Annotated in this window: 26 protein-coding genes, 2 tRNA genes, 1 rRNA gene and 1 other RNA gene; 26 read left to right on the top strand and 4 right to left on the bottom strand. The window is 35.0% G+C overall.

What is annotated here, in order from left to right; translation table 11 throughout:
* Window positions 1-71 precede the first annotated feature (71 nt).
* The gene (locus BUA73_RS12330) at window positions 72-965 is read right to left on the bottom strand and encodes a phosphatidylserine decarboxylase (protein ID WP_072904422.1); all 894 of its coding nucleotides are present in this window, start codon (window positions 963-965) and stop codon (window positions 72-74) included.
* Between the two features lie 255 nt (window positions 966-1,220).
* Between BUA73_RS12330 and BUA73_RS12325 the strand changes: the two genes are divergently transcribed.
* From BUA73_RS12325 to BUA73_RS12305, 5 genes are all read left to right on the top strand, one after another.
* Window positions 1,221-2,282 (top strand): uroporphyrinogen decarboxylase family protein, encoded by a 1,062-nt coding sequence (locus BUA73_RS12325; protein ID WP_072904421.1) that lies wholly within the window; start codon window positions 1,221-1,223, stop codon window positions 2,280-2,282.
* Window positions 2,283-2,357: 75 nt separating this feature from the next.
* Window positions 2,358-2,432: transfer RNA gene (locus tag BUA73_RS12320), tRNA-Arg, on the top strand.
* A 73-nt stretch (window positions 2,433-2,505) separates the two neighbouring features.
* Window positions 2,506-2,958 carry a GNAT family N-acetyltransferase gene (locus tag BUA73_RS12315; protein WP_072904420.1) on the top strand — a complete coding sequence of 151 codons (453 nt, stop codon included), beginning with the start codon at window positions 2,506-2,508 and terminating at the stop codon, window positions 2,956-2,958.
* A 143-nt stretch (window positions 2,959-3,101) separates the two neighbouring features.
* Window positions 3,102-3,560: an RrF2 family transcriptional regulator gene (locus BUA73_RS12310; RefSeq protein WP_072904419.1), complete on the top strand. Its 459-nt coding sequence runs from the start codon at window positions 3,102-3,104 to the stop codon at window positions 3,558-3,560.
* Window positions 3,557-4,816, top strand: a complete 1,260-nt coding sequence (locus BUA73_RS12305) for a cytochrome c biogenesis protein/redoxin (protein ID WP_072904418.1) — start codon at window positions 3,557-3,559, stop codon at window positions 4,814-4,816. The genes BUA73_RS12310 and BUA73_RS12305 overlap by 4 nt, the downstream gene beginning before the upstream one ends.
* Before the next feature lie 313 nt (window positions 4,817-5,129).
* Here BUA73_RS12305 and BUA73_RS14255 read toward each other — a convergent pair whose 3' ends face one another.
* On the bottom strand, window positions 5,130-5,378 hold the full coding sequence (locus tag BUA73_RS14255; RefSeq protein ID WP_207649876.1) for a recombinase family protein: 249 nt from the start codon (window positions 5,376-5,378) through the stop codon (window positions 5,130-5,132).
* A 659-nt stretch (window positions 5,379-6,037) separates the two neighbouring features.
* On the opposite strand from BUA73_RS14255, the gene BUA73_RS12295 reads away from it, so the two are divergent.
* The 3 genes from BUA73_RS12295 to BUA73_RS12285 are packed head-to-tail and all read left to right on the top strand — an operon-like array spanning window position 6,038 to window position 10,629.
* A complete protein-coding gene (locus BUA73_RS12295; RefSeq protein WP_072904417.1) occupies window positions 6,038-6,265 on the top strand; it encodes a helix-turn-helix domain-containing protein in 228 nt (75 codons plus the stop codon).
* Window positions 6,265-7,941, top strand: coding sequence for a site-specific DNA-methyltransferase (locus BUA73_RS12290; RefSeq protein WP_072904416.1), 1,677 nt, complete (start codon window positions 6,265-6,267; stop codon window positions 7,939-7,941). Before BUA73_RS12295 ends, BUA73_RS12290 begins: the two co-directional genes overlap by 1 nt.
* 15 nt (window positions 7,942-7,956) lie before the next feature.
* Window positions 7,957-10,629, top strand: a complete 2,673-nt coding sequence (locus BUA73_RS12285) for a DEAD/DEAH box helicase (RefSeq protein ID WP_072904415.1) — start codon at window positions 7,957-7,959, stop codon at window positions 10,627-10,629.
* A 44-nt stretch (window positions 10,630-10,673) separates the two neighbouring features.
* Here BUA73_RS12285 and BUA73_RS12280 read toward each other — a convergent pair whose 3' ends face one another.
* Window positions 10,674-10,892 carry a DUF4314 domain-containing protein gene (locus BUA73_RS12280; RefSeq protein ID WP_072904414.1) on the bottom strand — a complete coding sequence of 73 codons (219 nt, stop codon included), beginning with the start codon at window positions 10,890-10,892 and terminating at the stop codon, window positions 10,674-10,676.
* A gap of 295 nt (window positions 10,893-11,187) precedes the next feature.
* Window positions 11,188-11,352 carry a hypothetical protein gene (locus BUA73_RS14180; protein ID WP_178139275.1) on the bottom strand — a complete coding sequence of 55 codons (165 nt, stop codon included), beginning with the start codon at window positions 11,350-11,352 and terminating at the stop codon, window positions 11,188-11,190.
* A 360-nt stretch (window positions 11,353-11,712) separates the two neighbouring features.
* Between BUA73_RS14180 and BUA73_RS14425 the strand changes: the two genes are divergently transcribed.
* From BUA73_RS14425 to BUA73_RS12195, 18 genes are all read left to right on the top strand, one after another.
* Window positions 11,713-12,441, top strand: coding sequence for a leucine-rich repeat domain-containing protein (locus tag BUA73_RS14425; RefSeq protein WP_084672261.1), 729 nt, complete (start codon window positions 11,713-11,715; stop codon window positions 12,439-12,441).
* An 83-nt stretch (window positions 12,442-12,524) separates the two neighbouring features.
* Window positions 12,525-13,466 (top strand): leucine-rich repeat domain-containing protein, encoded by a 942-nt coding sequence (locus BUA73_RS12270; RefSeq protein ID WP_072904412.1) that lies wholly within the window; start codon window positions 12,525-12,527, stop codon window positions 13,464-13,466.
* A 249-nt stretch (window positions 13,467-13,715) separates the two neighbouring features.
* Window positions 13,716-14,927, top strand: coding sequence for an ATP-binding protein (locus BUA73_RS12265; RefSeq protein ID WP_072904411.1), 1,212 nt, complete (start codon window positions 13,716-13,718; stop codon window positions 14,925-14,927).
* Between the two features lie 24 nt (window positions 14,928-14,951).
* Window positions 14,952-15,278, top strand: a complete 327-nt coding sequence (locus tag BUA73_RS14420) for an LD-carboxypeptidase (protein WP_242942390.1) — start codon at window positions 14,952-14,954, stop codon at window positions 15,276-15,278.
* A 23-nt stretch (window positions 15,279-15,301) separates the two neighbouring features.
* Window positions 15,302-15,943 carry a S66 peptidase family protein gene (locus tag BUA73_RS14415; RefSeq protein ID WP_242942389.1) on the top strand — a complete coding sequence of 214 codons (642 nt, stop codon included), beginning with the start codon at window positions 15,302-15,304 and terminating at the stop codon, window positions 15,941-15,943.
* Window positions 15,944-15,957: 14 nt separating this feature from the next.
* Window positions 15,958-16,485 (top strand): GNAT family N-acetyltransferase, encoded by a 528-nt coding sequence (locus tag BUA73_RS12255; RefSeq protein WP_072904410.1) that lies wholly within the window; start codon window positions 15,958-15,960, stop codon window positions 16,483-16,485.
* Window positions 16,486-16,827: 342 nt separating this feature from the next.
* Window positions 16,828-17,271, top strand: coding sequence for a MarR family winged helix-turn-helix transcriptional regulator (locus BUA73_RS12250; protein ID WP_072904409.1), 444 nt, complete (start codon window positions 16,828-16,830; stop codon window positions 17,269-17,271).
* 8 nt (window positions 17,272-17,279) lie between these two features.
* Entirely contained in the window at window positions 17,280-18,662 is a 1,383-nt protein-coding gene (locus BUA73_RS12245; protein ID WP_072904408.1) for an MATE family efflux transporter, read from the top strand.
* A gap of 18 nt (window positions 18,663-18,680) precedes the next feature.
* Window positions 18,681-19,151: a nucleoside deaminase gene (locus BUA73_RS12240; protein ID WP_072904407.1), complete on the top strand. Its 471-nt coding sequence runs from the start codon at window positions 18,681-18,683 to the stop codon at window positions 19,149-19,151.
* A 44-nt stretch (window positions 19,152-19,195) separates the two neighbouring features.
* Window positions 19,196-20,890: a M3 family oligoendopeptidase gene (locus BUA73_RS12235; protein WP_072904406.1), complete on the top strand. Its 1,695-nt coding sequence runs from the start codon at window positions 19,196-19,198 to the stop codon at window positions 20,888-20,890.
* 443 nt (window positions 20,891-21,333) lie between these two features.
* The gene (locus BUA73_RS12230) at window positions 21,334-22,302 is read left to right on the top strand and encodes a leucine-rich repeat domain-containing protein (RefSeq protein WP_072904405.1); all 969 of its coding nucleotides are present in this window, start codon (window positions 21,334-21,336) and stop codon (window positions 22,300-22,302) included.
* 80 nt (window positions 22,303-22,382) lie between these two features.
* A tRNA-Ser gene (locus tag BUA73_RS12225) sits at window positions 22,383-22,472 on the top strand.
* Window positions 22,473-22,475: 3 nt separating this feature from the next.
* Window positions 22,476-22,740, top strand: an RNA gene (gene ffs, locus BUA73_RS12220) — signal recognition particle sRNA large type.
* A 105-nt stretch (window positions 22,741-22,845) separates the two neighbouring features.
* A complete protein-coding gene (gene dnaX / locus BUA73_RS12215) occupies window positions 22,846-24,510 on the top strand; it encodes a DNA polymerase III subunit gamma/tau (protein ID WP_072904404.1) in 1,665 nt (554 codons plus the stop codon).
* Between the two features lie 70 nt (window positions 24,511-24,580).
* Entirely contained in the window at window positions 24,581-24,922 is a 342-nt protein-coding gene (locus BUA73_RS12210; protein WP_072904403.1) for a YbaB/EbfC family nucleoid-associated protein, read from the top strand.
* A gap of 29 nt (window positions 24,923-24,951) precedes the next feature.
* On the top strand, window positions 24,952-25,548 hold the full coding sequence (gene recR, locus BUA73_RS12205; protein WP_072904402.1) for a recombination mediator RecR: 597 nt from the start codon (window positions 24,952-24,954) through the stop codon (window positions 25,546-25,548).
* A gap of 27 nt (window positions 25,549-25,575) precedes the next feature.
* Window positions 25,576-25,830 (top strand): pro-sigmaK processing inhibitor BofA family protein, encoded by a 255-nt coding sequence (locus BUA73_RS12200; protein WP_072904401.1) that lies wholly within the window; start codon window positions 25,576-25,578, stop codon window positions 25,828-25,830.
* Between the two features lie 616 nt (window positions 25,831-26,446).
* A 16S ribosomal RNA gene (locus tag BUA73_RS12195) occupies window positions 26,447-26,702 on the top strand; the annotation flags it as partial.

Genomic DNA, 26,702 nt, shown 5'->3' with positions numbered 1-26,702 from the left:
GAAGACCGATGAGAAACATGTTGTTTTTCATCGGTCTTATTGTAAAATGGATAGTATTTGATTATAAACAGTTAGCGGTCTAATCTCTTGCCTATAGAATCACCGATATTTATAAGTGTTTCAACACCTTTACGGCTATTTGACACTATATCATGGTCAATCTCTACTATATTTTCTTTAAACAGCATTATAACCGTAGATCCGCCAAATTTAAAATATCCTTTCTCATCTCCACGTTGTATAGGAGCATCAGCTGTATATGTTTGGATAATGGAACCTACACATGTGGCACCAACTTCTATATAAATCACATCATCAAAATTCTCTGATTTGAACACAGACCACTCTCTTTTGTTCTCTACAAATACTTTCTTTACTGTATCCAATGATATAGGATTTACAGAGTAGTAGCTACCTTTGATTTTATTAGAGGACGAACATACCCCATTGTCTATGAAATGAAAGCGGTGATAATCCGTAGGGCATAGTCTAAATATAAGGCAAGTACCACAGTTATAAGTTTCACATATTTGGTCATTATCTAGTAAATCTCTAAGAGTGTACTTAAAATCCTTGATATTGAAAACCGTATTGCTTTTTATGTCAGTGTAAGCGAAAATTCTAGCAGAGCAAGGTGATATGAGTACGTCATTGCTTTTATCAAAAATCATGTGTTCTTTTTTTAGTTTACGGGCAAAGAAATCATTGAAATTCTTGAAGTCTTCAGGAACAGTTTCAAATAGCTCTTTATCTATATTGAATTCATCTATAAACTTTAAAATTTTTTTCTTGCTCATATTGCTATCGCAGTATTTTCCGTATAGTGATGAAAAAAATTTTCGTTTTACTATAAGTTCTAAAAGTCCTTTGCCGATGGGTGAGGTGTAAACCCAATTTAGATACTTGTCTCCAGCTACATTTTCTATTTCTATTTTTTTTGTTTTTCTATCGTAATATTTAATCAAAACAATTATATGCCACTTGCAAATTTTACATATAGCGCGAAGGGCTCTCCTTTCATTAAGTTCAATTCATCTTATTATATTATATCATTTAAATTTTAAAGTCACTAAAAATATTTACGTAATAGATAACGGCTTATCTATTACTAAAAACTATACTGAATATAATATAAATGTGATAAAATTTTGTTGTATTATTCAAAATTTTATCAAGCATTTTTAGAACAGTAATGTAAAATATGAAAGAGGGTTTGATTCATGAGGGATTTTGGAGAAAACAGACGTAAGGAAGATGAACTTACATCAAGAGAGAGGATAGAATTATATTTTAAAGGTAAGTCAGTTGATAGGATACCATGTATGCCTTTTTTAGGAGAATCTAGCACGCCAATGTTAGGTATAGATCCTTCTGAACAAAATCAATCAGCGGAAATAATGGCCAAGATGGAAATTGAAGCATATAGAACCTTTGGACATGATAGTTGTGGCATAGGTACTGGTCTTAGAGCCATGGCAGAGGCTATGGGGGCTGAAGTTCAATATCAAAAAAATAGAGTACCTTTTATGAAAGGAAATTTGCTAAATGATTATAAGGATTTAAATAATTTAAAACGCATAGATCCTCATAAGGATGGTAGGCTTCCTATAATATTAGAGGCATTAACAATGGCAGATAAGAGCATTGGAAAGGAAGTAGAAGTCGCTTCAGATATTGCAGGACCTTTTAGTGTAGCAGCTTTTGTCAGAGGTACTGATAACTTTCTTAAGGATACAATTAAGGATAAAGAAAATGTTCATAGATTGTTAGAAATAGTTACGGAAAATAATATAAGGTATATTGATACTGTAAGCAGTATGGGTTTTAGTATAGGAATTTGTGACCCTGTTGCATCTTTAAGTATGATAAGCAAAAAGCAATTTAGAGAATTTGCTCTGCCTTATTTAAAAATATGTCTTGATAGAATAAAGGAAAAAGGTGTTCCAGGGTTTATACATATATGTGGAAAGACTAAAGCTGTATGGAATGATTTAGTGGACATTGGTTTTGAAACCTTAAGCATAGATAATTGTGAAGACGTGGCGGAAGCAGTGGAGATGGTTGGAGATAGGGTATGTGTAGTTGGAAATGTAGATCCTGTAGATACCATGAGATTTGGCACAACTGAGGATGTGTATAATGAAGCAACGGAATGTATAATTAAAGGTATAAATAATCCCAATAAATATATATTGAGCACAGGGTGTGACGTGGCAACGGGAGCACCTATAGAAAATATGTATGCACTACTTAATGCTGCAAGAGACTTTAAATTAAAATAGTCGGGGAAAATTTTAATAACTTGACACCGTTTTATTTTTGTAATAATATAAGTATAGTCAGCACAGATAGTGTGAGCCCTCTTAGTTAAGTGGATATAACGGACCCCTCCTAAGGGTCAGTCATCAGTTCGATTCTGGTAGAGGGTGCCAGAAAAACCCCGTAAGTATTGGACTTACGGGGTTTTAAAGTATATAGATATCATATAGAAAGGAAGAAGCTAGTATGCTAAACTTATGTATAAAAAAATTTGATGAATTGACTATTGATGAATTATACGAGATTTTAAAAATAAGGGTAGATGTTTTTGTCGTTGAGCAAAGTTGTCCATATGGTGAAATAGATGGAAGGGATAAGAGTGCATACCATGTCTTCCTAAAGGATGAAGAGGGTATACAAGCGTATCTTCGAGTATTGGACAGAGGCGTAAGTTTTGATGAGGTTTCCATAGGAAGAGTGTTAACTTTAAAACGACGATGTGGACTTGGAAGTCGCATTATAAATGAGGGAATAAGAGTTGCTGAAAAGTACTATAATGCAGATAAAATAAAAATAGAAGCGCAAACCTATGCAAAAACTTTGTATGAAAAAGCAGGGTTTAAGCAATCATCAGATGAGTTTCTAGAGGATGGAATACCTCATATAGAAATGATTTGGCAGCGCACAAAAGAACTGTAAGCTTTTTTCGCCTTACAGTTTTTTTATGTATTGACACACCTAAATGTAACTGATATACTTACAATACAAACTGTAATCAAAATATATACAGTTTGTATTGTAAGATATTTTAGTGTAAAAGTTTTTGAAGAGGGGACGATCAAATGAATAGCGATTTATGTGTTGCTATACATGGGCTTGTATATTTAAGTCATAAAGGATGTATGGCATCTAGCGAAGAATTGGCAGAAAATATTTGTACAAATTCAGCTAGGGTGCGAAAAGTCATGTCAAAGTTAAAAAAAGCTAGTTTAGTAGAAACTCGAGAGGGTCATGTTGGTGGATATATTTTGAGTCTCAATGCAGAGCAGATTAGTGTTGATGCGGTCGCTGAGGCATTGGAAACGAAATTTGTGGATATGAATTGGCGCAGTGGGTCTCACGATAAGCCTTGTCTTATATCATCAGGCATGGCAGATATAATGGATAATATGATTTTTGATCTAAATCAGTGCTGTAGTGATAGAATGAAAAATGTTACCATAGCTGATATTGAAGGGAAAATATTTTCCGATAAAAAAGGAAAAAATAATTGCAATAAAAAGGAGGAGCATAAATTATGATGTTTTCAATTGAAACAGGAGTGCCATTTTTAACTGTATTTGTACAGGGGATATTGAGCTTTTTATCACCATGTATTTTGCCCATAATACCCTTGTATGTGAGTTATTTTGCAGGTGGTGCAAAGATAGAGGATGAAAATGGGAATATACGTTACCCTCGTGGGAAAATAATGATGAATACTTTCTTTTTCGTACTTGGTATAAGTGCAACGTTTTTCCTTTTAGGTTTTGGGTTCACCACCATTGGAAAATTTTTTAATAACAATAGAATATGGTTTGCTCGTATAAGCGGTATTATTATGATATTGTTTGGTTTATATCAGTTCGGATTTTTTGGAAAATCCAAGGCTTTTGAAAGAGAACATAGATTAAACATCGGCATGGGCAATAAAGCCATGGGTCCGCTAACAGCCTTAATTATGGGATTTACCTTCAGTTTTGCATGGACACCATGCGTTGGTCCTATATTAGGTAGCGTTCTTCTTATGGCTGGTTCATCTGCAACTGCAACCAAGGCTTTTCTTCTTATATGTGTATACACCCTTGGTTTTGTTATACCATTTATATTGGTGGGATTATTTACAGGAACTGTTCTAGAATTTTTCAAAAAGCATGTAAATGTTGTGCGCTATACTGTGAAGATTGGTGCATTACTAATGATAGTAATGGGTATAATGACTCTTACTGGTTTTATGAATAATATAACTGGATATATGTCACAGACTAGCGATACTAAGCCAGATGTAGAGCAAGGCACAAGCTCCAGCAAAGAGGAAAATGCCTCCGAGGGCGATACAAGTCAGAGTGAGGATAAAAAGGTTATTGAAGCACCAGATTTTGAATTTACTGATCAGTATGGAAAGAAACATAAATTATCTAATTACAAAGGTAAAACTGTATTTATAAACTTCTGGGCAACTTGGTGTCCACCATGTCGTGGGGAGTTACCAGATATAGAGGCATTGTATAAAGAATACGGTGGTAATGAAAAAGATTTAGTTGTTCTAGGAATGGTAGCTCCAAACCTTGGTAGAGAGGGAAGTGCTGAGGATATAAAAAAATTTCTAGAGAAAAATGGTTATACCTTCCCAGTGCTTATGGATAACAGTGGTGAAAGTTTTTCAAAATATGGAATACGTGCCTTCCCGACAACCTTTATTGTAAATACAAAGGGCCAAATAGAAGGATACGTGGAGAGTGCCCTTACGGCAGATATGATGAAGAGTATAGTAAAAGAAGCTATGGGAACCAAATAGTAAGTAATATAAAAGTAGAGTATAAAGTAGAAATAAATAGCACTCCAAAAGGCGGTGCAACTTAGGGATTTTCTAATCCCTGAAAAATTCGGCATGGACGGTAATCCCGTCTATGCCGTTTTTTTATGTTCCGGCAGAGTAAACTCGCTGATGCAGTTCCACACGATTTGGATGCGCTGTACAATGGCGATGGCCTCCTGTCAATATGATAGCGTCATGGGTAGGCTCGAAAATACGTTAGTTCTCCGGGTAGTTATGAAGCTGCTTATTCTGCTTGTAAGATTTCCGGTAGGTTTTGAAATTCACGGTGTTGTTAATGTACTTTCTGCTTGAACAACATATGTAAAATCGTGATGTTGCCCCATTTGTAATCATCAGCGGTGCTCCGGTTATCCAGTGTTTCGATTCCGAGCGGATTTCTGACATTGACCTTGGCGTAAAACTCGTTGAAAAGGTTGATAAACGGCGCCATGTCGTTCTCTTTACCGTTTACGCTGTCCACACCATTGTTGATGGCGATGAACCGGATGTCGGCGTTCGGGAGGACTATGTTGGTAAGCATACCGACCTGTAAGTACTCCCGGCCGAGCCTGCTCATGTACTTTATAATGAGCGTATTGATCAGCCCTTCGTCAATAATCCCGGAGAGGCGCTACCAGTTCGGTGTGGGATATGCCGCCGCGCTTATCTGCAGTGCCTTGAATGCTTCACTGCGTGTGAGTTTTGTTTTGCGTCAAGGAACTCAAAGGCTGACCGGAAAGGGCGTAGTTATTCAAGTGTACCGATAGTCTTGCCGCGACAGTCGAGGTGATGGACTATATGTATCCCGGCCCTATACTTAATCAGGCTTTCGATATTTTGTTTTGAGAGATCGCATCCTCCCGTTGTTAAACAGAAAAGTTCTACTTATATTGAGGGTGTTAAGGAAATCTTCCTCACTATGTTCCGAAGAACCGAACCCTTCCTCTGTTCCTTACAGGGAAAATCAACCCCAGCTGACTTACTAAGGGAGGAGCGTCGGTAAAATTCCAGGAGCAGTATCTGACTTTCACTTACTACTTGAGATGGAAAGACAATTTGGGCGGATCAAGGCAAAAAAATATCCCCTGCCAGACGGCAGAGGACGGGTGAGTTAGGGGTGAAGTTTTCACAACTGCTTGAAAAATTAACATTTTCGTGATATGCTAATTTAGTAAACCGTGATCAAGAGGGAGGCGTACTATGGCTGTTAGTTACAAGAAATTATTTCATATGCTGATAGATAGAAATATGAGTGTTGCGGAACTCCAGAAGAAAGCCGGGTACAGCGCTAATATTTCCACGCGAATGCGCCGGGATGAGTATGTATCCCTTGAATCAATGGAAAAAATATGCCGGGTGCTGAACTGCAAGGTAGATGATATCGTGGAGTTTTTGCCGAATGAAGAAGATAACGGAGGTAGCAAGTAATGCCAGTTTTAGATTGGATAGGGAAAGATAAGGTCGTAAATCATCATTTAGATGTACCTTATCACGTCCTCGATCGGAAATACAGCTTTGATGAAAGTGGTATGCACGAGGAAGACAACAGAAGCGGAAACATGATTATCCACGGGGATAATCTGCTGGCACTTAAGTCATTGCTTCCGCAATATGAAAATGGTATTGATTGTATTTATATCGATCCTCCGTATAATACTGCAAGAAGTTCAGAAAAAAACAAAGCGTGGGTTTATTCTGATAACGTGGATGATCCGCGAATTCAAAACTGGATTAATGCAACCGTTGGAGATGAAGGAGAAGATTTATCGCGTCATGATAAATGGTTGTGTATGATGTATCCACGTTTAAAATTGCTCAGCCGGCTTATGTCAAAAAATGGTGTTATATTTATCAGCATAGATGATAATGAGGCGGCAAATTTACGTTATATATGTGACGAAATTTTTGGTCATCATAATTTTATCGCTCAATTGGTTTGGCGGTCTGATGGTAATTTTGATAATCAAGCCAAAATCAAAGTTTGCCATGAGTATATTTTATGTTACACAAAAACGCCAAATGCCATAGGGCTTCCAAATGGAATTGACCCCAATGCCTCTGATGATAGTAAAATTTTCAATGACGAGATACGCAATACAGTTGTTAAAAATGGCCCTAAAAATCCAATGTCCGTAGTTAAATTGCCGATAGGTTTTCCATGCGCTGTTCAGGAACTTACTGTGCCTGAAAGATATGATGCTTTCCCATATTATCATTCGACAGCTGTTATCCATTCAGGTAAACTGTCCAATGAAGTTGATGTTGAAAGTGGGTGGTCATCAAAAAAAATATTGCTGTCATTTATAGAAAATTCATTTAAGCCTGTTTTGGATTCAAAAGGACAATTAACAACTTTTGAAATCACTAAGACTGGCGCTATTGAAATGATTAAGAAGCGCGAAAATGTTAGTCATGTGTTGTCAGTCCTTTCAAACCTTGGAAGCACACAAAATATGAGCAATGAACTTGCGAAAATGGGAATCAAATTTGATTTTCCGAAGCCATTAGAGTTAATTAAATATTTGCTTGGATTTTATTGCAAAAGCGACTCGGTTGTTCTTGATTCCTTCGCCGGATCAGGAACAACAGCTCATGCGGTTCTGGATATGTATAAGGAAAATCATGGAGTAAATGTTCCGACATTTATTCTTGTGGAAATGATGGATTACGCTGATACATTAACGGCAGAGAGAGTCAAAAAAGTTATATGTGGATATGGTGAAGGTAAGAAATCTGTCTCTGGTACAGGCGGTAGTTTCAGTTATTATGAACTTGGAGAACCATTACTACAAGATGGTCTGCTCAACGAATCAGTTGGTGCTGATAAAATCCGAGAATATGTCTATTTTACTGAGACAAAGCAGAAACTTTCTGCTGACACAGCTGATGAACCTTATCTTCTCGGTAAGTATGCCGGAAATGCATATTATTTCTACTACCAGAAAGACAGCCTGACAACACTCGACCGAGAATTCCTGCATACCGTAAAAACAAAAGTGGATGGCTATGTTATGTATGCAGATCTGTGTACGCTCAGCGAAAGGGAACTTGAAAAATACCATATCACTTTCAAGAAAATTCCTCGTGATATATCGAAACTATAAGGAGGCGGATACATCATGGAATTGAAAAATTATCAAAAAAAGGTCATGGACAACCTGTCCTCCTATATGAATTGTTTGAGACGTAGTGAGAATCTTATTTCTGCGTGGCGTGAATACTGGTTTCGACAGGATATAAACGTCGGCTTAGGAGGGGTGCCTTTCTATAAGGAAAATATTCCTGGTGTACCTCATGTATGTATGAAGGTACCGACAGGAGGTGGCAAGACCTTTATGGCCTGTTGTGCTATCAAGCGCATTTATGATGCAATGCCTCTTGATAAATTAAAGGTCGTAGTATGGCTTGTCCCGTCTGATGCTATTCTGAGACAGACAATCAATACTTTGTCAAATACTTCCCATCCGTACAGGCAGAAGCTTGATATGGATTTTTCTGGGAAAGTCGGAGTTTATACCAAGGAGCAGCTACTTAATGGGCAGAATTTCTCTCCGGACACTGTCCGGGAAATGTTGACTATTTGTATTTTAAGCTATGGCTCCCTTCGTATTGACAGCACAAAGAAAGATGTCCGGAAAGTTTATCAAGAAAATGGAAATTTTTTGCGTTTTGCCGATTATTTTAGGGACAAGGATATATTACTTGCAGATACTCCGGACACGGCTCTGATTCAGGTATTGCGACAGCTTTCACCTGTGACTGTAGTTGATGAAAGTCACAATGCAAGATCAGATCTCAGTGTTGAAATGCTGAACAACCTGAATCCTTCATTTGTCCTTGACCTGACTGCTACTCCACGTGATAACAGTAATATTCTTTCCTATGTGGATGCACGTGAACTCAAGAAGGAAAACATGGTAAAGTTGCCTGTGGTCGTATTTAATCGTACGTCATTACAGAGCGTGATACAGGACGCTATACAGCTTCGCGGCAGCATTGAGAAACAGGCGCAGGACGAGGAATACGCTGGAGGAGAATATATCCGGCCTATTGTGCTGTTTCAGGCACAGCCGAATATCAAAGGTAAGGATAACGAAACCTTCGATAAAATTAAGCAGAAACTCGTTGATATCGGTGTTCCGGAAGAACAGATTGCTATTAAGACATCTGATAACGATGAATTGAAAGATATCGATCTAATGAGTCATAATTGCAAGATTCGCTACATTATTACGGTTAACGCACTGAAGGAAGGTTGGGACTGTCCGTTCGCTTATATTCTGGCATCTCTCACCAATAAGACATCCAAAGTCGATGTTGAGCAGATTGTCGGAAGAATACTGCGTCAGCCATACACAAAGAAGCACAGTTCAGCATTGCTGAACACATCTTATGTACTAACGTGTTCAAATGATTTTCATAATACACTTGAAAGTGTTGTTACAGGATTGAATCAAGCAGGCTTTAGTAGAAAGGATTATCGTGTAGGTGAAGCTGTACCTACTGGCACTGATGAGCAGGAGAGCGCATCTGAAAGGCCATCAGGTGAGCAGCAGAATGTTACAGATTATCTAAGTGGACAGAATGATAATCAGACAGGAGATTCAAGCAATGAGACAGGTACCGAAGACTTCGATAATGTTTCTGCCGATTATATTAAAGAACAGTTACAGATATCCTCTGAATCTGTCGGAACAAATGAATCTGTAAATACTATGATTCAGCAAGTTGAAAGTCAGTCAAATGAATATGAACAGGACGCCGCTGAAAGCGAATCAAGCGGATTTATAGGAGGTGAACTTGGAAATATGCTTACGCAAAATGAAATACAGTCTCAGTACAAAAGTGATGCTGAGGCTGTGCATATTCCTCAGTTTTTCCTTGAAACATCGCCTGATCTCTTCGGTGATGCGTATGATCCGCTCGAGCCAGAGAATCTTTCGAAAGGTTTCTCTCTCTCTGGGCAGGATGCCGATATTAGTTTTGAACTGTCAACAGGAGAAATGTATCGAGTAGACCTTCAAGAGCAAGGGGACGCTGTGCCTAAATATATGCGAGTGTCAAAAAGGGATAGCGAATATCTCCGAGAATATCTTGCTCGGCTTCCACAGGAGCGGAAAGTCAAAGCCTGCATTGATAACATCAGCGGCTTGATTAACCGGAACAATCGTTATGCTGCAAGGGAGATTTCAGATTATGTTCGACGTGTTGTTTCCAATATGACTGAGGATGAAATGACTGCGATGGAGACATCTCTTCCTGTATACGCAAAAAAGATACAGGATAAGATTGAAAAGCTCGAGGATGTATATCGTGAGAAGCAATTTGACAAATTGATAGATAGTGGCAAGATCATATGTCGCGAAAACTATACATTCCCGGATGTTATTACCCCTGCTGATACTATAGATTCCATTCCGAACTCCCTGTATGTTGCAGAGAAGAACGACATGAATAATTTTGAACGGCAGTTGCTTGATGTCATCGCTTCGCAAGATAATGTTCTGTGGTGGCACAGAAATATCGAACGAAAGGGGTTCCGGATAAACGGGTACATTAATCATTATCCAGATTTCATTGTAAGAACAAAAACCGGGAAAACGGTGCTTATAGAGGCCAAAGGTGATTATCTCGATGGATATGACAGTAAGACTAAATTAAACCTGGGCCGAAAATGGCAGTCACTCGCTGGACGCCTGTACAGATATTTTATGGTGTTCAAGGATAAAGACCTTGGAATGGACGGAGCCTATACGATTGATAAATTTGTAGAGATGTTCAAAGACCTATAAAAAACATAGCCGCATCAGGTGATATCATTGGTGCGGCTTTTTCGTTACTCTGAATTTTTCCTGATTCGGTCGACTTCTAGCACCACGTTCAGGAAGGAGCCATTGTCCCAGTCAACCAGAATGTCTCCGATGTCATCTACTCCAATAATGGTACCTTTTGTGCCTACTAGCGGCGATGTTGGGTCGTCCATTTGCAGGAGCTCAATTCTTGAGCCGAACGGGTACTGGATCTGGAGTGTCTGAAGCTTTTCTGCTTTAATCATCGCTGTCATTCTCCTTCTCCGGTGTGCCATTTCTCCATGCGATATTCCCAAGAAGCTTCCATAATTTTACTGGCATCGTGAACTTTTGGTACATACATCACTCTATCGGGAAGGAATAGCAAGTAGAATGTGCAATATAGATTGATAATTTTCTGTGACCTTCCGGGTAGACAAAATCGGCCAGATAAAAGTTTGTAACTCTCATCTGACCGTTTCTTCTGTTTGCCTCCGATTGAAGATTGTCCTTAGAAAATGTTCTTCTCCGAAATCCCTAAGTTCAACCCTCAAAAGGGTGCTATTTGTTTCGATTTAGTGATGGGCCTAAGCCTTCCATTTTTACATTGTGCGTTTGATTTTGGTTAACTGGTTTTACGCTTTGAGTTACACTGTTGAATTCGTTTAACTGTTTCTGTTTATTTAAGCGTTCTCGTTCTTTTGTATCCAAAATACCTTTGTTCATAAAATTATCACCTCATAGTTAGTATGTGTAAGATTTTTTTGCCTATTCAATGGAGGATAATAATCTGATTTTGTTCATTGCAATATGAGGAGATAAAAACGGAACTGGTTACAAATATGTAAAGTATGGTTTGTGAAATCATATTGTATTGAGAATAATAAAACAATATAATAAAATGTGTAAATTAATAAAATATAATTAATTTGGGGTGAAATAATGAAAAAGATTATTACTACAGTTAGTATATTGACTATAGCATTATGCTTATTTGGTTGTGAAACAACTTCTTATAAAAATAATGACTTAACAAAAGAAAAAACTAATAGTGTAACTATGAAAGATGAATCTTAGGAAGATGCTATAATAACAATTCCCGATCCATATCTAAGACATGCAATAAAAAATGAAGTATTCGATATTACTAATGGTTCGGAGATACTTTCAAAAAGTAATGTTGAGAAAATAACTATTTTACGCATAGGTAAAGATCCAAAAAAAATCGTTAGCCTTGAAGGTATTCAAAATTTAACTAATTTAGACCGATTAGAGTTAGCAACTATTCATATTGCAGATTTAAAACCATTAGAAGGGCTGAAAGAATTACAATATTTAAATTTATTTGAGTGTGGTATCACTAATATAGAACCATTACGAGGATTGACCAATTTAAGAGAATTAAATTTAGGAAGAAATAAAATAACAGATTTAAAACCCTTATCTAATTTAACTAGTCTTTCCCGTTTAGAGTTAGGTGCAAATAAGATCACCGATATTACGTCCCTCCGTTTATTAAAATACTTAGATTCCTTAGATTTAAGTAACAATGAGAACATATCTGATCTAAGTCCACTAAAGGATTATAATCAAATAAAAGAACTGGCATTATATCAAAATAAAATAGAAAATTTAGAACCATTAAAAGGTTTAATGACTTTAGAGATATTAGACCTGGGTAATAATAAAATTGCAAATATAGACGCACTAAAAAATCTTACTAAATTAAAGAAATTAGAGTTAGATATGAATAATATATCGGACAAGAGTGTTCTAAAAAATCTTCCTAATTTACAAAAAGAAGATACAAATTAAAACCAATAGTTTAGATATGCGTTGTTTGTGCTGACAATATGACTACTAAATAGCGATTATTTATAAAGGGGATGATTTAAAAAATGAAAAAAATAATTAAGATAATTAGTATATCAATGTTATTATTATGCTTATCTGGATGCGAAGCAAGTACTTCTGAAAATAATGGAATCACAAAAGCTAATAGTACTACTGTAAATAAAAAAAATGAAGAACAAAAAAACACCATTATTACAATTCCAGACGAAAATCTAAGAATAGCAATAGTAAATGAGCTAATAAAGACAACAAACTCTGATATACTTTCGAAAGATAATATTGAAAAAGTAACCTATTTAGAAATTTCAGATAGAAAAATTTCTAATCTTGAAGGAATACAGTATCTTATTAATTTAAAAGATTTAGATTTAAATAATAATCAAATTTCCAATTTAGAACCATTATCTAAACTTAACAATATAACTAATTTAAACTTATTTGGTAATTATACTATTGCAAATTTAGAACCTTTGAAGGGTATGGTTAATTTAACCAATTTAGATTTGGGCAGAAATCAAATAACAGATTTAAAACCTATAGGTAATTTAATTAATTTAAAACAATTAAATTTATGTGCAAATAAACTTAAAGATATTACCCCTCTAAATTCATTAGTAAATTTAAATTACCTAGATTTATCAAATAATAAAGAAATATATGATGTTATTGCTTTAACAAAATTAAATAAATTAGAAATCTTATCTTTATCAGATAACACACTTTGTGATATAGATCCTTTAAAAAGTTTAATAAATCTTACTGATTTAAATATTAGTGTGAATAAAATTTCTAATTTATGTCCATTAAAATCTCTAAACAACTTAACTAAATTATATATGGATAGAAATAATATATCCGATATTACAGTATTAAAGTACTTAACTAATTTGATTGAGTTAAGACTCGAAGGAAATCCCATTAAAAGTTATGATGCTGTAAAATCCTATTATAAAAAATTAGAGGATAAAGATTTCGAAATAAATTAAGAATATAAATATATGTTGTGCGCCCAGCATTGGAGCAATCTAAAGAGTGAGAGTCCCGAGCACGGGTTGATAGTGCCAAGTACATAGCTTAAGATTGTCATATATCATACAAAGCTTGGGAATATACTATACAAAATAAAATTATAACCGCAAAAGTATATAAAAATTATTATTTTTGCGGTTATAATATTTAAAACGTTGTATTGTGGTAAATTTTGAGATATAATTATGTAAAGCGGAGGTGATTTTATGATATTAAGGCCTAATTATGTAAATAAAATTTTTAAATACGTCGACATGCCATTTGTTAAGATACTAACAGGTATACGTAGGTGTGGAAAATCCACTATCATGAAGATGTTGATGAATAAATTAAAAGAAAATGGCGTTGAGGATGAAAGAATATTATCATATAATTTTGATTCATTGCAATATGAGGATATAAAAACGGCAAAAGCTTTATTTGAATATTTAAAAGAAAGACTTAGTGATAAAGGCAAAACATATATTTTTCTTGATGAAATACAAGAAGTAGAGTCATGGGAAAAGGTTGTAAACTCTTTGATGATAGATTTTGATGTGGATATATATGTGACAGGCTCAAACTCTAGAATGATGTCTTCAGAGATATCTACTTATTTAACAGGGCGATACATTGCTTTTAGAGTTTATCCGCTTTCTTTTGAAGAATATCTTGAGTTCCGCAAAATATATAATAATGTAGGGGATATAAAGGAAGAATTTGCAAATTATATACGGCTTGGAGGGTTTCCAGCTGTACATCTGCAACCATATTCTGAAGATGAAGTTTACACTATTGTGAGAGATATATACTCTTCCACAATATTTACAGATATTGTAAAGCGAAATCAGATAAGAAAAGTAGACCAGCTAGAGCGTATAGTAAGATTTTCTTTTGATAATATAGGTAGAAGTTTCTCGGCATCATCTATATCAAAGTATTTAAAGAGCGAGAATAGGAGCATAGACAACGAAACTATTTATAATTATCTTAACAAGCTTGAAAGTGCATATATACTCAACAGGTGTTTGAGGTATGACGTTCAGGGAAAGGAAATCTTAAAAACACAAGAAAAATTTTATGTAGCTGATCCTGCCCTAAGGTATAGTGTATTGGGATATTCATCAGATAGTATAGCAGCTATGCTGGAAAATGTAGTATATTTAGAATTATTGAGAAGAGGCTATGCTGTGTATGTTGGTAAAATAGGTGAAGCTGAAATTGATTTTATAGCTACTAAACAGGGAAATAAATTATACATTCAGGTGTCACAGGAAATAGGTTCACCAGAAACCGGAAAACGTGAGTATGGAAGACTTCTGGATATCAGAGATAACTACCCGAAGTATGTATTGAGGACTGATATTTTTGCAGGTGGAAATTACGAAGGAATAAAAACTATGCATATTTCAGATTTCTTGTTGAGTAAAGAATATTAGAGCAAATACAAGGTGGTGTTAAAAATGATTGTACCAGAAAAATTACGTGTTGGAGATACCATAGCAGTATTTTCGCCGTCATCTCCAGCTACGGCTACAGCAAAAAAAAGATATATGAGGGGTAAAATGTATCTTGAAGAAAAAGGATTTAAAATTTTAGAGGGAAGCCTTACAGGGAAAAGTGACTTCTATCGTTCAGGCACAATAAAGGAACGTGCACATGAATTAAATGAATTAATACACAATAAAGATGTAAAGTGCATAATGGCTGCTATTGGGGGAATGAACTCCAATTCCCTTCTCCCATATGTGGATTATGAAGCATTGGTAAAAAATCCTAAGAGATTATAGGTTATTCAGATGTTACGGCGCTTTTGCTTGGAATATATGCCAAAACAGGGTTAATCACATATTATGGTCCAGCTATGGTAGCTTCCTTTGGTGAATTTCCGCCTTTTGTAGATGAGACCTTTCAATATTTTGCAGATCTAGTAATGGGTGAAAAGAAAATCCCATATACGATTCCTACGCCTGAACATTGGACTGATGAATTTATTGACTGGGAAATACAGGATGGGGCAAAGACTTGCAATAAAAATGAGCTAGTAACTATTCATGAGGGAAAAGTGAGAGGCCGTTTTATTGGTGGAAATCTAAATACCATGACAGGAATATGGGGAACGGAGTATATGCCGGAGATTAAACAGGGCGATATATTAATGATTGAAGATACCATGAAAGATATTTCTACATTGGAAAGAAGTTTTTCACTTTTAAAACTTAGTGGTATTTTTCATAGAATAGGCGGGCTTATATTAGGAAAACATGAGTTGTTCGATGATAGAGGTACGGGAAGAAAGCCTTATGATGTTTTAATGGAAGTTATGGGAGAGGTTAATTTTCCAGTACTTGCGGAGTTTGACTGTTGCCATACACATCCTATGATAACTATGCCCATTGGGTGTGAAGTGGAGCTTGATGCAACAAATAAGAAAGTTAGCATTATAAATGTGTAGAGGAATAGTTAGAAATGAATGTTATACTAAGAGATTTAAAGTTAAGAGATAAAAACAACTTTTTTACATGGGTAAGAGATAAAGAAGTCATTAAGTATTCTTTAGCTGTTTTTCAAAGTATGAACACGGATCAGGATATATCAAAATGGTTTTATAACATTTTAGAGGACAAATCTACGTATAATCAAGCAATTGTTGATACGGAAAACGGAAAGTTTATTGGATACGCTGGAATATGCAAGATTAGCAAAACTAATTTATCTGGGGAATATTTTATATTTATAGGAGATAAAAACTGTCATAGTAAGGGTGTAGGTACTTTTGTGACAAAAGAAATTTTGAAATATGGATTTGAAAAATTAAACCTTAATAGAATCATGCTTACCGTATCTGAATATAACATAGGTGCCATAAAAGCATATAGAAAAGCCAATTTCAAACAGGAAGGAATCATGCGACAAGCATGCTATAGAGATGGTAAGTTTCACGATAAAATCATTATGGGAATTTTAAGATCGGAGTGGAATAAAAAGGGGGATTAAAATGAAAAAATTTATGGTGTTAGTATTATGTTTAATCATCTTTTTCATGTTAAGTGGATATGATAACAAAGCTTTGTTTGCATATGGAGCCAAATAGTAATTACATAGATAACACAGTCTTAAAAAACTGTCACACTAAATAATTGGTGTGGCAGTTTTTTTGTAGAAAATAAGTTAATTTTATAGTACGGGCTAATTGATTATTGTGTTGACTTCTTTTAAAAAAATGATAAAATAGTTCATATAAAAACAGTTCGTAAATAAACCGTTTATATTAGAACTATTATTTAAGGAAATAATGATGTATGCATTATCAATGGTTATAAGAGAGGAGTGAATACAATGAGTGTAGAATTACCCAATGCACTTAGCACTATAAGGTGTTTCATTAGTGTATATGAAAAAGTTGGAGAAGGTGTTCGAGAAAAGTATGGTATAACGCAGACGGAGCTAGATATTATTGCTTTTCTTGTAAATAATCCGGGTAGGGATACAGCCAGTGATATTGTAGATTATAGAAAGCTTCCCAAAGCCAATGTATCGCAGGCCGTTGAAAGCATGATCCATAAAGAACTATTACTAAGAAATCAGGACTTACAGGATAGAAGAAAGATACATTTAACTTTAACTGAAAAAGGTAGGGCTATTTTTCCTGACATACAAGAATCGCGAAAGTTACTTGTGGAGGTGCTTTTTCGGGATTTCAATCAGGAAGAGCTGCAATTATTTTCGGATATGAATTCACGTATAGTAAAGAATGCACTAGATTATCTTGAAAGGAAGTAGATGAAGTTATGGAGAAAAACAATGATTTTCTTGGAACAGAACCCGTAGGAAAACTTATGTTTAAATTGGCTGTTCCAGCGGTAATGGCACAGATTGTAAATATGTTATATAATATCGTGGATCGTATATATATTGGGCATATTAAGGATATAGGCTCCCTTGCACTAACAGGTGTGGGTGTGTGTCTTCCCATAATTATGATTGTATCGGCATTTGCAGCTTTGGTAAGTATGGGTGGAGCACCAAGGGCTTCTATATTTATGGGAAAGGGCGATGATAAGGCTGCGGAAAAAGTTCTTGGAAATTGTTTTGCTTTACAGATAATAATATCTGCTATTTTAACTGTTATATTGCTTGTATGGAATGAAAGATTTTTACTTAGCTTTGGAGCTAGCCAAAACACCATAGAATATGCTAGTGGGTATATGAATATTTACGCTTTGGGAACTATATTTGTTCAGTTGACCATAGGCATGAATGCTTTTATCACAGCACAGGGATTTGCAAATACGGCTATGTACACTGTTCTTATAGGAGCCGTATGCAACATAATTCTTGACCCTATATTAATATTTGGAGTTGGCATGGGTGTACAGGGTGCAGCTCTAGCAACTGTGATTTCCCAAGCTGTTTCATGCATATGGGTTGTAAGATTTCTTATGGGGAAAACCAGCGTTCTTAAATTAAAAAAAGCAAATTTTAGATTAAATAGAAAAGTAATTATGCCATGTATAGCATTAGGGCTTGCTCCATTTATTATGCAGGCCAGTGAGAGTGTGATTTCTGTATGCTTTAATTCATCCTTATTAAAATATGGTGGAGATATAGCTGTAGGAGCCATGACTATATTAACCAGTGTAATGCAGTTTGCTATGCTTCCAATGCAAGGATTTGCTCAAGGTGCGCAGCCTATTTCTAGTTATAATTATGGAGCGAAAAATGTGGAGAGGGTGAAAAAGACTTTTTGGTTATTGCTTAGGGTATGTTTTATTTACTCTACGATTTTGTGGTTGGCTATAATGATTTTCCCACAAGCATTTGCAGGAATATTTACACCTGATGCATCTCTTATTGAATTTACAAAGGGAGCCATGAGAATTTACTGTGGAGCCATGGCATTAATGGGAATTCAGATAGCTTGTCAGATGACTTTTATATCCCTTGGAAATGCAAAGTCTTCTATTATAGTAGCGGTGATGCGAAAATTTGTATTGCTTATTCCTCTTATATATATCATGCCTAACTTCATAAGTAATAAGACTAATGGTGTTTATTCGGCTGAACCCATAGCGGATTTTATGGCAGTAACTTTCACAGTATGTCTTTTTACTTTCCAATTTAAAAAAGCGCTGAAAAACATAGAAGAGCCTGTGAATGATTTTAAAATATAAAAATAAAGGAAGAATATCATGTGTACAGATGATTATTTTATGAATATTGCTTTAGAAGAGGCTAAACAAGCTTTTCAGGGAGATGAAATTCCGGTAGGGGCTGTAATCGTAAAAGGTGATAGAATAATAAGCAGGGCTCATAATATGAAGGAAGAGCTGAAAGACCCCACAGCCCATGCTGAAATTCTTTCCATAAGAGAGGCCTGCAGAGTTCTTGATAATTGGCGGCTTACTGAGTGTAGAATGTATGTGACGGTGGAACCTTGTGCCATGTGCGCTTCAGCCATATGCCAGAGCCGTATAGCAAAAATATACATTGGGACTTTCAATGAAAAGTGTGGAGCGTGTGGGTCTGTAGCTAATTTCATGGATTTTGGATTTATGGACGGATTTACGGAAGTTAAATGGATGTATCACAGTGGATGCGAAAATATAATGGTGGATTTTTTTAAAAAAAGAAGATATAAGCCTAGTTCACAAAGTACATAAATGTGATAGAATGAAAATAAGGCAAAAATTTTAGGAGGGATAACATGAAGTTTTGGGATATTCAATACAAGAGACCAGATATTGAAGTTTGTAAAGAACAGTTTAATAAGTCGCTTTTAGAACTTGAAAAAGCTGAAGATGAAAAGGCAGCTGTAGAGGCTGTAAGGGGTATTTGTGAACTTAGAAAAGAGTTCGAGAGTATGAGTGCTCTAGCATATGTAAGACATACTATTGATACTACAAATAAGTTCTATGAGGATGAGCAAGAATATTTTGATATAAATAATCCTGTTTATTCTACGCTTGTATCAAAGTTTTATAAGCTTTTAGTTAAATCACCATTTAAAGAGGCCATAGGAAAGGAATTTAAGGAACAGCTTATTAATATAGCTGAGGTTTCTGAAAAATCTTTCTCTGATGAGGTAGTTACAGATTCACAGGAAGAAAACAAATTAGCCAGTGAATATACAAAATTGATTGCATCTGCAAAGATTGATTTTGAAGGTGAAGAGAGAAATTTGTCACAAATGACTCCTTTCCAACAGTCTACAGATAGAGCTATGAGAAAAAAAGCTTGTGAAGCTAAATTTGGTTTCTATGCAGAGAATCAGGATAAAATAGACGATATATACGATAAATTAGTAAAAGTAAGAACAAGAACAGCCAAAAAACTTGGCTATAAAAACTTCGTTCAGCTTGGCTATGATAGATTAAACAGAACTGATTATGATGCAGAAAAGGTTGCTGTGTTTAGAGATCAGGTTGTAAAGTATATAGTTCCTCTAGCTGAAGAATTAAAGAAGAGACAGGCCAAGAGACTAGGATTAGAGTCATTAAAATTCTATGACGAATCCTTTGAGTTTTTATCAGGAAACCCTATGCCAAAGGGCGATAAAGCATGGATGGTAAATCATGCAAAGACTATGTACAATGAATTGTCAAAGGAAACCGGCGAGTTTTTCACACATATGATTGAAAACGACATGATGGATCTTGATAGCAAGAAGGGTAAAGCAGGTGGAGGATACTGTCATTTCTTCAGTACAGTAAAGAGCCCATTTATATTTGCTAACTTTAATGGCACTTCAGGAGATGTTGGTGTTCTTACTCATGAAGCAGGACATGCTTTCCAGGCATATACAAGTAGAGGTTATGATGTAACTGAATACGCATTCCCAACCTACGAGGCTTCAGAAATTCATTCAATGAGCATGGAATTCCTTACATGGCCATGGATGAAACTTTTCTTTGAAGAGGATGAGATGAAGTATAAATTTGAACATTTGGCTTCGGCTATTACTTTCATTCCTTATGGTGTATGCGTGGATGAATTCCAACACTTTGTATATGACAATCCAGAGGCTACTCCAGTGGAAAGAAGGGCAAAATGGAGAGAACTTCAGAGAAAATATGAACCTGGTAAGGACTTTGATGGATTTGAATTCCTTGAAAATGGCGGTTGGTGGTTTGGTCAAAGACATATTTTTGAATCACCATTCTATTATATTGATTACACATTAGCACAGATTTGCGCGTTGCAGTTCTGGAAAAAGGCCAATGATGATAGAGCAAATGCATGGAATGACTATATGAACTTGTGCAAACAGGGTGGAAGTGAATCCTTCTTAAAACTTATAGACAGGGCAAACCTTATATCTCCATTCGACCCAGAATGCATAAAGTCTATCATAAGCTCTGTAAAAGCATGGCTTGATTCTGTGGATGATACAAAACTTTAATTAAAAGGGTGTATTTCCAATCTGTATTTTGCACAATGCAAGATTTAAAATAAAAAATAAAAAAAGTATAAAAAAATAACTATTGCATATTATTGTAAATTATATTATAATAAGGTTGAGCAATAAATAATAATGCAATGTTATCCTCTAGTTTTAGAAATTTTTCTAAAACTTTAACAATCCCCTGACAAGGTACTAGATCCCCTCTAGTACCTTGTTTTACCTATACCCAGAAGCAAAGGCAAAACAGAAACCATATTTTTAGTAAATGAAAAGCTCAAAAGAAAGAAATGGCTGAAAATTTAAGCATAAAAAGCTTATATAAATATAATAGACGTGGTATACTTTTTAATAGGAATAAAACTAAACAAATTAAGTAATATAAGACATAGCAGAGTAATTTTTCTGGTGTATACCAATTATTTTAAAAAGGGGAAGGTAAAATGAAAAAATTTTTAATTGCAAGTCTATGTGTTTCTTTAATTTTTACTTTAATAGGGTGTGGTAAAAATACTAACGATAAGGAGAGTATAGAGAAAACACTTAAAGAGGCATCTCAAGATAAGAATACAATTTCTTCAGGGGCAGCTAACAAAGTGTATAAAGATGAGCTAGTTGTTTTTAAAGATAAAAATTTAGAAAACCTTATTAGACAAACAATAAATAAACCTACTGGAGATATTGTAAAAAGCGATGTTGAAATAATAACTGAAGTAGATTCTTCCCCTAATAATATTAATGATCCCAAATTGAAATTTTCTTCTCTTTCAGGTATAGAAAATCTTATCAATTTAGAAGTGTTAAGATTAACACATAATGGTATTGAAGATATAACTCCATTAGGTAATTTCCCCAAATTAACTTACTTAGATTTATGTGGAAATAGTATTGTAAATATAGATTCACTAGAAAAATTGATAAATTTAAAGCATGTAAACTTATGTGAAAATAAAGTGGCGAATATAGATTCATTAGAAAAACTATCAAATTTACAAAACTTATATTTGTCGGAAAATAATATTATAGATATTTCACCTTTGGGAAATTTAAATAAATTGCAATCTTTATCTTTAGACTCAAATAAAATAGAAGATATTGAACCATTGTCAAATTTATTAGCTTTAGCTGAGTTAAAGATAGATTATAATGACTTAAATACCATAGAACCATTATCAAACTTATTAAAATTAAGCTCTCTATCGTTTTGCTTTAATAATATAAAAAATATAGATTGTTTGAGCAACCTAACTAAATTGTGGAAGATATCTATGACAGATAATAAAATCTCAGATATATCTGTGTTAAAAAATTGCCCTGATTTATGTCTTATACATGTTGCTAATAATCCTTTAAATAATGATTCGATTAGTTTTATAAATAATCTACCTAAATCAATAGATTGTTATAATTAAATAAACACTTCGTTGACACTGAAAAATTCATGTGATAGAATAATATAGCATAGTTAAAATAATATATACAGAAATTATATGGAGAGATGTCCGAGTGGCTTAAGGAGCACGCCTGGAACGCGTGTTTAGGGGTAACCCTAACGTGGGTTCAAATCCCACTTTCTCCGCCATAATCGTACTAGCCGGGGAGTTAGCGGTGCCCTGTACCTGCAATCCGCTACAGCAGGGGTGAATGCCATACTGAGGGTTTAACTTGTTTGGTCTGACTTGTATAAGTGATGTTGAGAGTTGGGTCCCACGCAATAAAGATCTGTGAACCTCGTCAGGTCCGGAAGGAAGCAGCGATAAGCGGAAGCCTTTATGTGCCGTGGATCAATCTGGCTTGAGTTAACTGTACTTGTAACGCTTATAAGTTATTATTCGAGGTATGGTGTACGGTTTTAAAATTTATATGTTATATATTGTGATTGTATTGCAAAGAATGGATGAGCTTGAAATAATGCTTGTCCTTTATTTTTACCATATAAAATTGAGGTGAGGAAAGTGTCGTATACTGCATTGTACAGAGAATGGAGACCACAAAGATTTGAAGATGTGGTTGGTGAAGAGCATGTAACAACTACCCTTAAAAACCAGATACGTTTAGATAAAATAGCACACGCCTACTTGCTTTGTGGAACTAGAGGAACCGGAAAAACCTCCACTGCAAAGATATTAGCAAAGGCTATTAACTGTCTAAATCCTCAGAACGGTGAACCATGTAATGAATGTGATATGTGTAAGAAAATCAGCAGTGGATTAGCTGTGGATATTGTGGAGTTAGATGCTGCATCCCATAATAGTGTTGACAATATAAGAGATATTATAGATGAGGTTCAGTATGCCCCAAGAGAGGCAAAATATAAGGTATATATCATAGACGAGGTGCATATGCTGTCTATGGGTGCTGTGAATGCTTTTTTGAAAACTTTAGAAGAACCACCGGCAAATGTGGTTTTTATCCTAGCAACTACAGATCCTCAGAAATTGCCTATCACTATATTATCCAGGTGTCAGAGATTTGATTTTAAAAGGATAAAGAGTGAAGAGATATCTAAAAGACTTAGAAAAATTGTAGATGAAAAGAATATCAGCGCTGATGATAATAGTCTCAATCTTATAGCGCGTATGTGTGATGGTGCCATGAGGGATGCATTAAGTCTTTTGGACCAGGTGATATCACTAGATTCTAAGGTCAAATACGATAAGGTAATAGATATATTAGGTCTTGTTACCAATGAAAATATGCTAAAGCTTGTGGATAACATAATTTACAAGAATATAGATAAAGCTATACTGAATATTGATGATATTGTTTTTAGTGGGAAAGATATTTACATTGTCATAAAAGAGCTTATAGGTCATATGCGAAATTTGATGATTGTAAAAGTAACCAATAATCCTGAAGAGGTAATAGATATGTCTGTGGAGAATATATCTTATCTTAAGGAGCAGGCAGGAAAACTTCAGGTAGAAGATATAATGCGATACATTAGGATTCTCCAAGAAGCAGAGGAACAGTGTAGGCTCAGCAAACAGAGTAGGATTTTTCTTGAATTAGCCATTATAAAGATGATAAAAGTAGAATATGATACATCAAAGGAAGTTATAGTTTCTAGAATCAATAATATAGAGCGACTTATTAAAGAGGGCAAAATATCTGTAAATTTGCGTGATGACTTAAATTCCCTAGAGGAATCCACTAAATCCATTGGAAATGATCAGTTTAATAAGCTTAATTCTAATGGCTCTAACGGGGTTAAAGTGGAATCTACAAGGGAGAATAATTTTTCAGAGGTTGGTGAGAATTCTAACCCTTCAATGGGTGCTAGCAATTTAACTTTGGATAAGGTCAAGTCAGCATGGAAGGATATTTTAGATCTAATAAAATCAAGGCGTGAGATGATAATATATGCTTCTCTGACTACTGGAATTTTAACTTCGTGTAAAGATGGCAATATTGTTATATCCTACACTTCTGAGTATGCTTTCAATAAGAAGCGTTTAGACAATATAGATATACAAAAAAAGGTGAATGCTATTGTATCAGAAGTTTTAAAGCAGCCTGTAAATGTACATTATGTCATAGAGCAAGAACAGACTAAGAAAACAAAAGAAGAAATAATACGAGAGTCTGTGGGCAATGTTAAGTTTGAAGTATTTGAATAAGCTTTGACAATATTATATGAATAAATTACAATAAAATATATTATTATAATATCATAGGAGGTAACTGATTATGGCAAGAGGTGGATTCCCAGGAGGAATGGGAGGAAATATGAACAATCTAATAAAACAGGCTCAGAAGATGCAGCAGCAGATGGAAAAAATGCAAAGCGAGCTTGAAACAAAAGAATTTGAGGCATCCGTTGGTGGTGGAGCAGTAGTTGCCGTGGCAAATGGGAAAAAACAAATAACAAATATACAGATTAAACAGGAAGTTGTAGACCCAGATGATGTTGAGATGTTACAGGATCTTATTATGTCTGCTGTAAATGAGGCTATAAAAAAAGCAGAAGAAGAGACTTCAAAAGAAATGGGTAAATTGACTGGTGGAATGAATATACCAGGAATGTTCTAAAACAAATGTAGAAAATTTGAGGTGATGACATGGATTTTTATCCTGTTGCAATAGAAAAGCTCATAGAAGAATTTGCAAAGCTACCTACTATAGGTAGAAAAACTGCCCAAAGGCTTGCTTTGCACGTTCTGAATCTGCCAAAAGATGAGGTTAAGGAATTTGCAGAGGCACTGGTTACGGCAGTAGGTACAATAAAATATTGTTCCATTTGTGGCAATTATACTGATAGTGACCCTTGCGCAATATGTGCTAATCCAAATAGAGATAGAAGCACTATTTGTGTGGTTGAAAATCCTAAAGATATAATGACTATGGAAAAAGTCCGTGAGTACAATGGTGTGTACCATGTTCTTCACGGAACCATATCTCCTATGGCTGGGAGAGGCCCAGATGATATACGATTGAAGGAATTAGTGAGGAGAATAAACAATGAGGTTAATGAGGTCATTGTTGCAACTAACCCTAATGTAGAGGGTGAAGCTACAGCAATGTACATATCTAAAATCTTGAAACCTCTTGGGGCTAAAGTTACTCGAATTGCTCATGGTATACCTGTTGGGGGAGACTTAGAATATGCAGATGAGGTGACGCTAGCTAAGGCGTTAGAGGGAAGAAAAGAACTGTAGTATTATTAATTATAAAGGAGCAAATATATGAATAGTATATTGGGTTTTATAATTGGGATAGGAGTACTTTTTCTTACAATAAAGATACTTTCTTTGCCTATAAGAATATTTGTTAAGTTATTTTTTAATGGACTTGTAGGTTATGTAATTCTTCTTATTGTGAATTTTTTTGGTGCTTCATTTGGAATAACCATACCAACTACTCTTTTAAATTCAGTTATATGTGGAATATTTGGTATACCAGGGGTTATAGTTTTAGCACTGTATTATAAATTTATGTGATATATATAATCGTTACATAAGTTGTTGTAAAAATAAATAGACTTTTAATCATAAAATAAATCTCGTTTTACAAGATACGAGGTTTATTTTTTTGGGGATTTTAGTGGAATATGTAGGGGGAAGCTCTAAAGCTTAATATAAACATATCCTTGCGTATCAATAAATAAAAAACTGTGAAATATAAAGAAATATAAAGAATGATGAATATAATTTTGCCATATGGGTAGAATAATTATAGTAAACAAAGATTTATATGATAAGATATATCTTGTCGCTGCGGTTCACAGTTACTTGAAAGCAACAGGGATTAAAGCGACAGACAACTTACTTCAAAAACATTGAAAAAAGTTGTTGACAAGAAAGTTTAGGTTTGATATACTAAACAAGTCGCTTAACGGCGACGAAGATAAATGGTCTTTGAAAATTAAACAGAATAAAAGAAATAAACAAACTCGTATTCTTTTGAATAACAAGTAAGTAAAATGCTTAGCAAGTAATGCTTCGAGCAAGAGATAATATCTCAATAAAAGAGCAGATACAAGTTAGGGTAGCAAGGTGACTCCTCAGCGCAGCTGATGAGTAAGATGCTACACGAAACAAGTTTCTAGCATCATCTTAAATTGAGAGTTTGATCCTGGCTCAGGACGAACGCTGGCGGCGTGCTTAACACATGCAAGTCGAGCGATGAAATCCCTTCGGGGATGGATTAGCGGCGGACGGGTGAGTAACACGTGGGTAACCTGCCTCAAAGTGGGGGATAGCCTTCCGAAAGGAAGATTAATACCGCATAATATCTAATTGCCGCATGGCAGATAGATTAAAGGAGCAATTCGCTTTGAGATGGACCCGCGGCGCATTAGCTAGTTGGTGAG

The organism is Hathewaya proteolytica DSM 3090 (assembly GCF_900142225.1).
Lineage (GTDB): Bacteria > Bacillota > Clostridia > Clostridiales > Clostridiaceae > Hathewaya > Hathewaya proteolytica.
The sequence above is the reverse complement of the archived record's forward strand: the minus strand, read 5'-3'. Positions and strand labels throughout refer to the sequence as shown.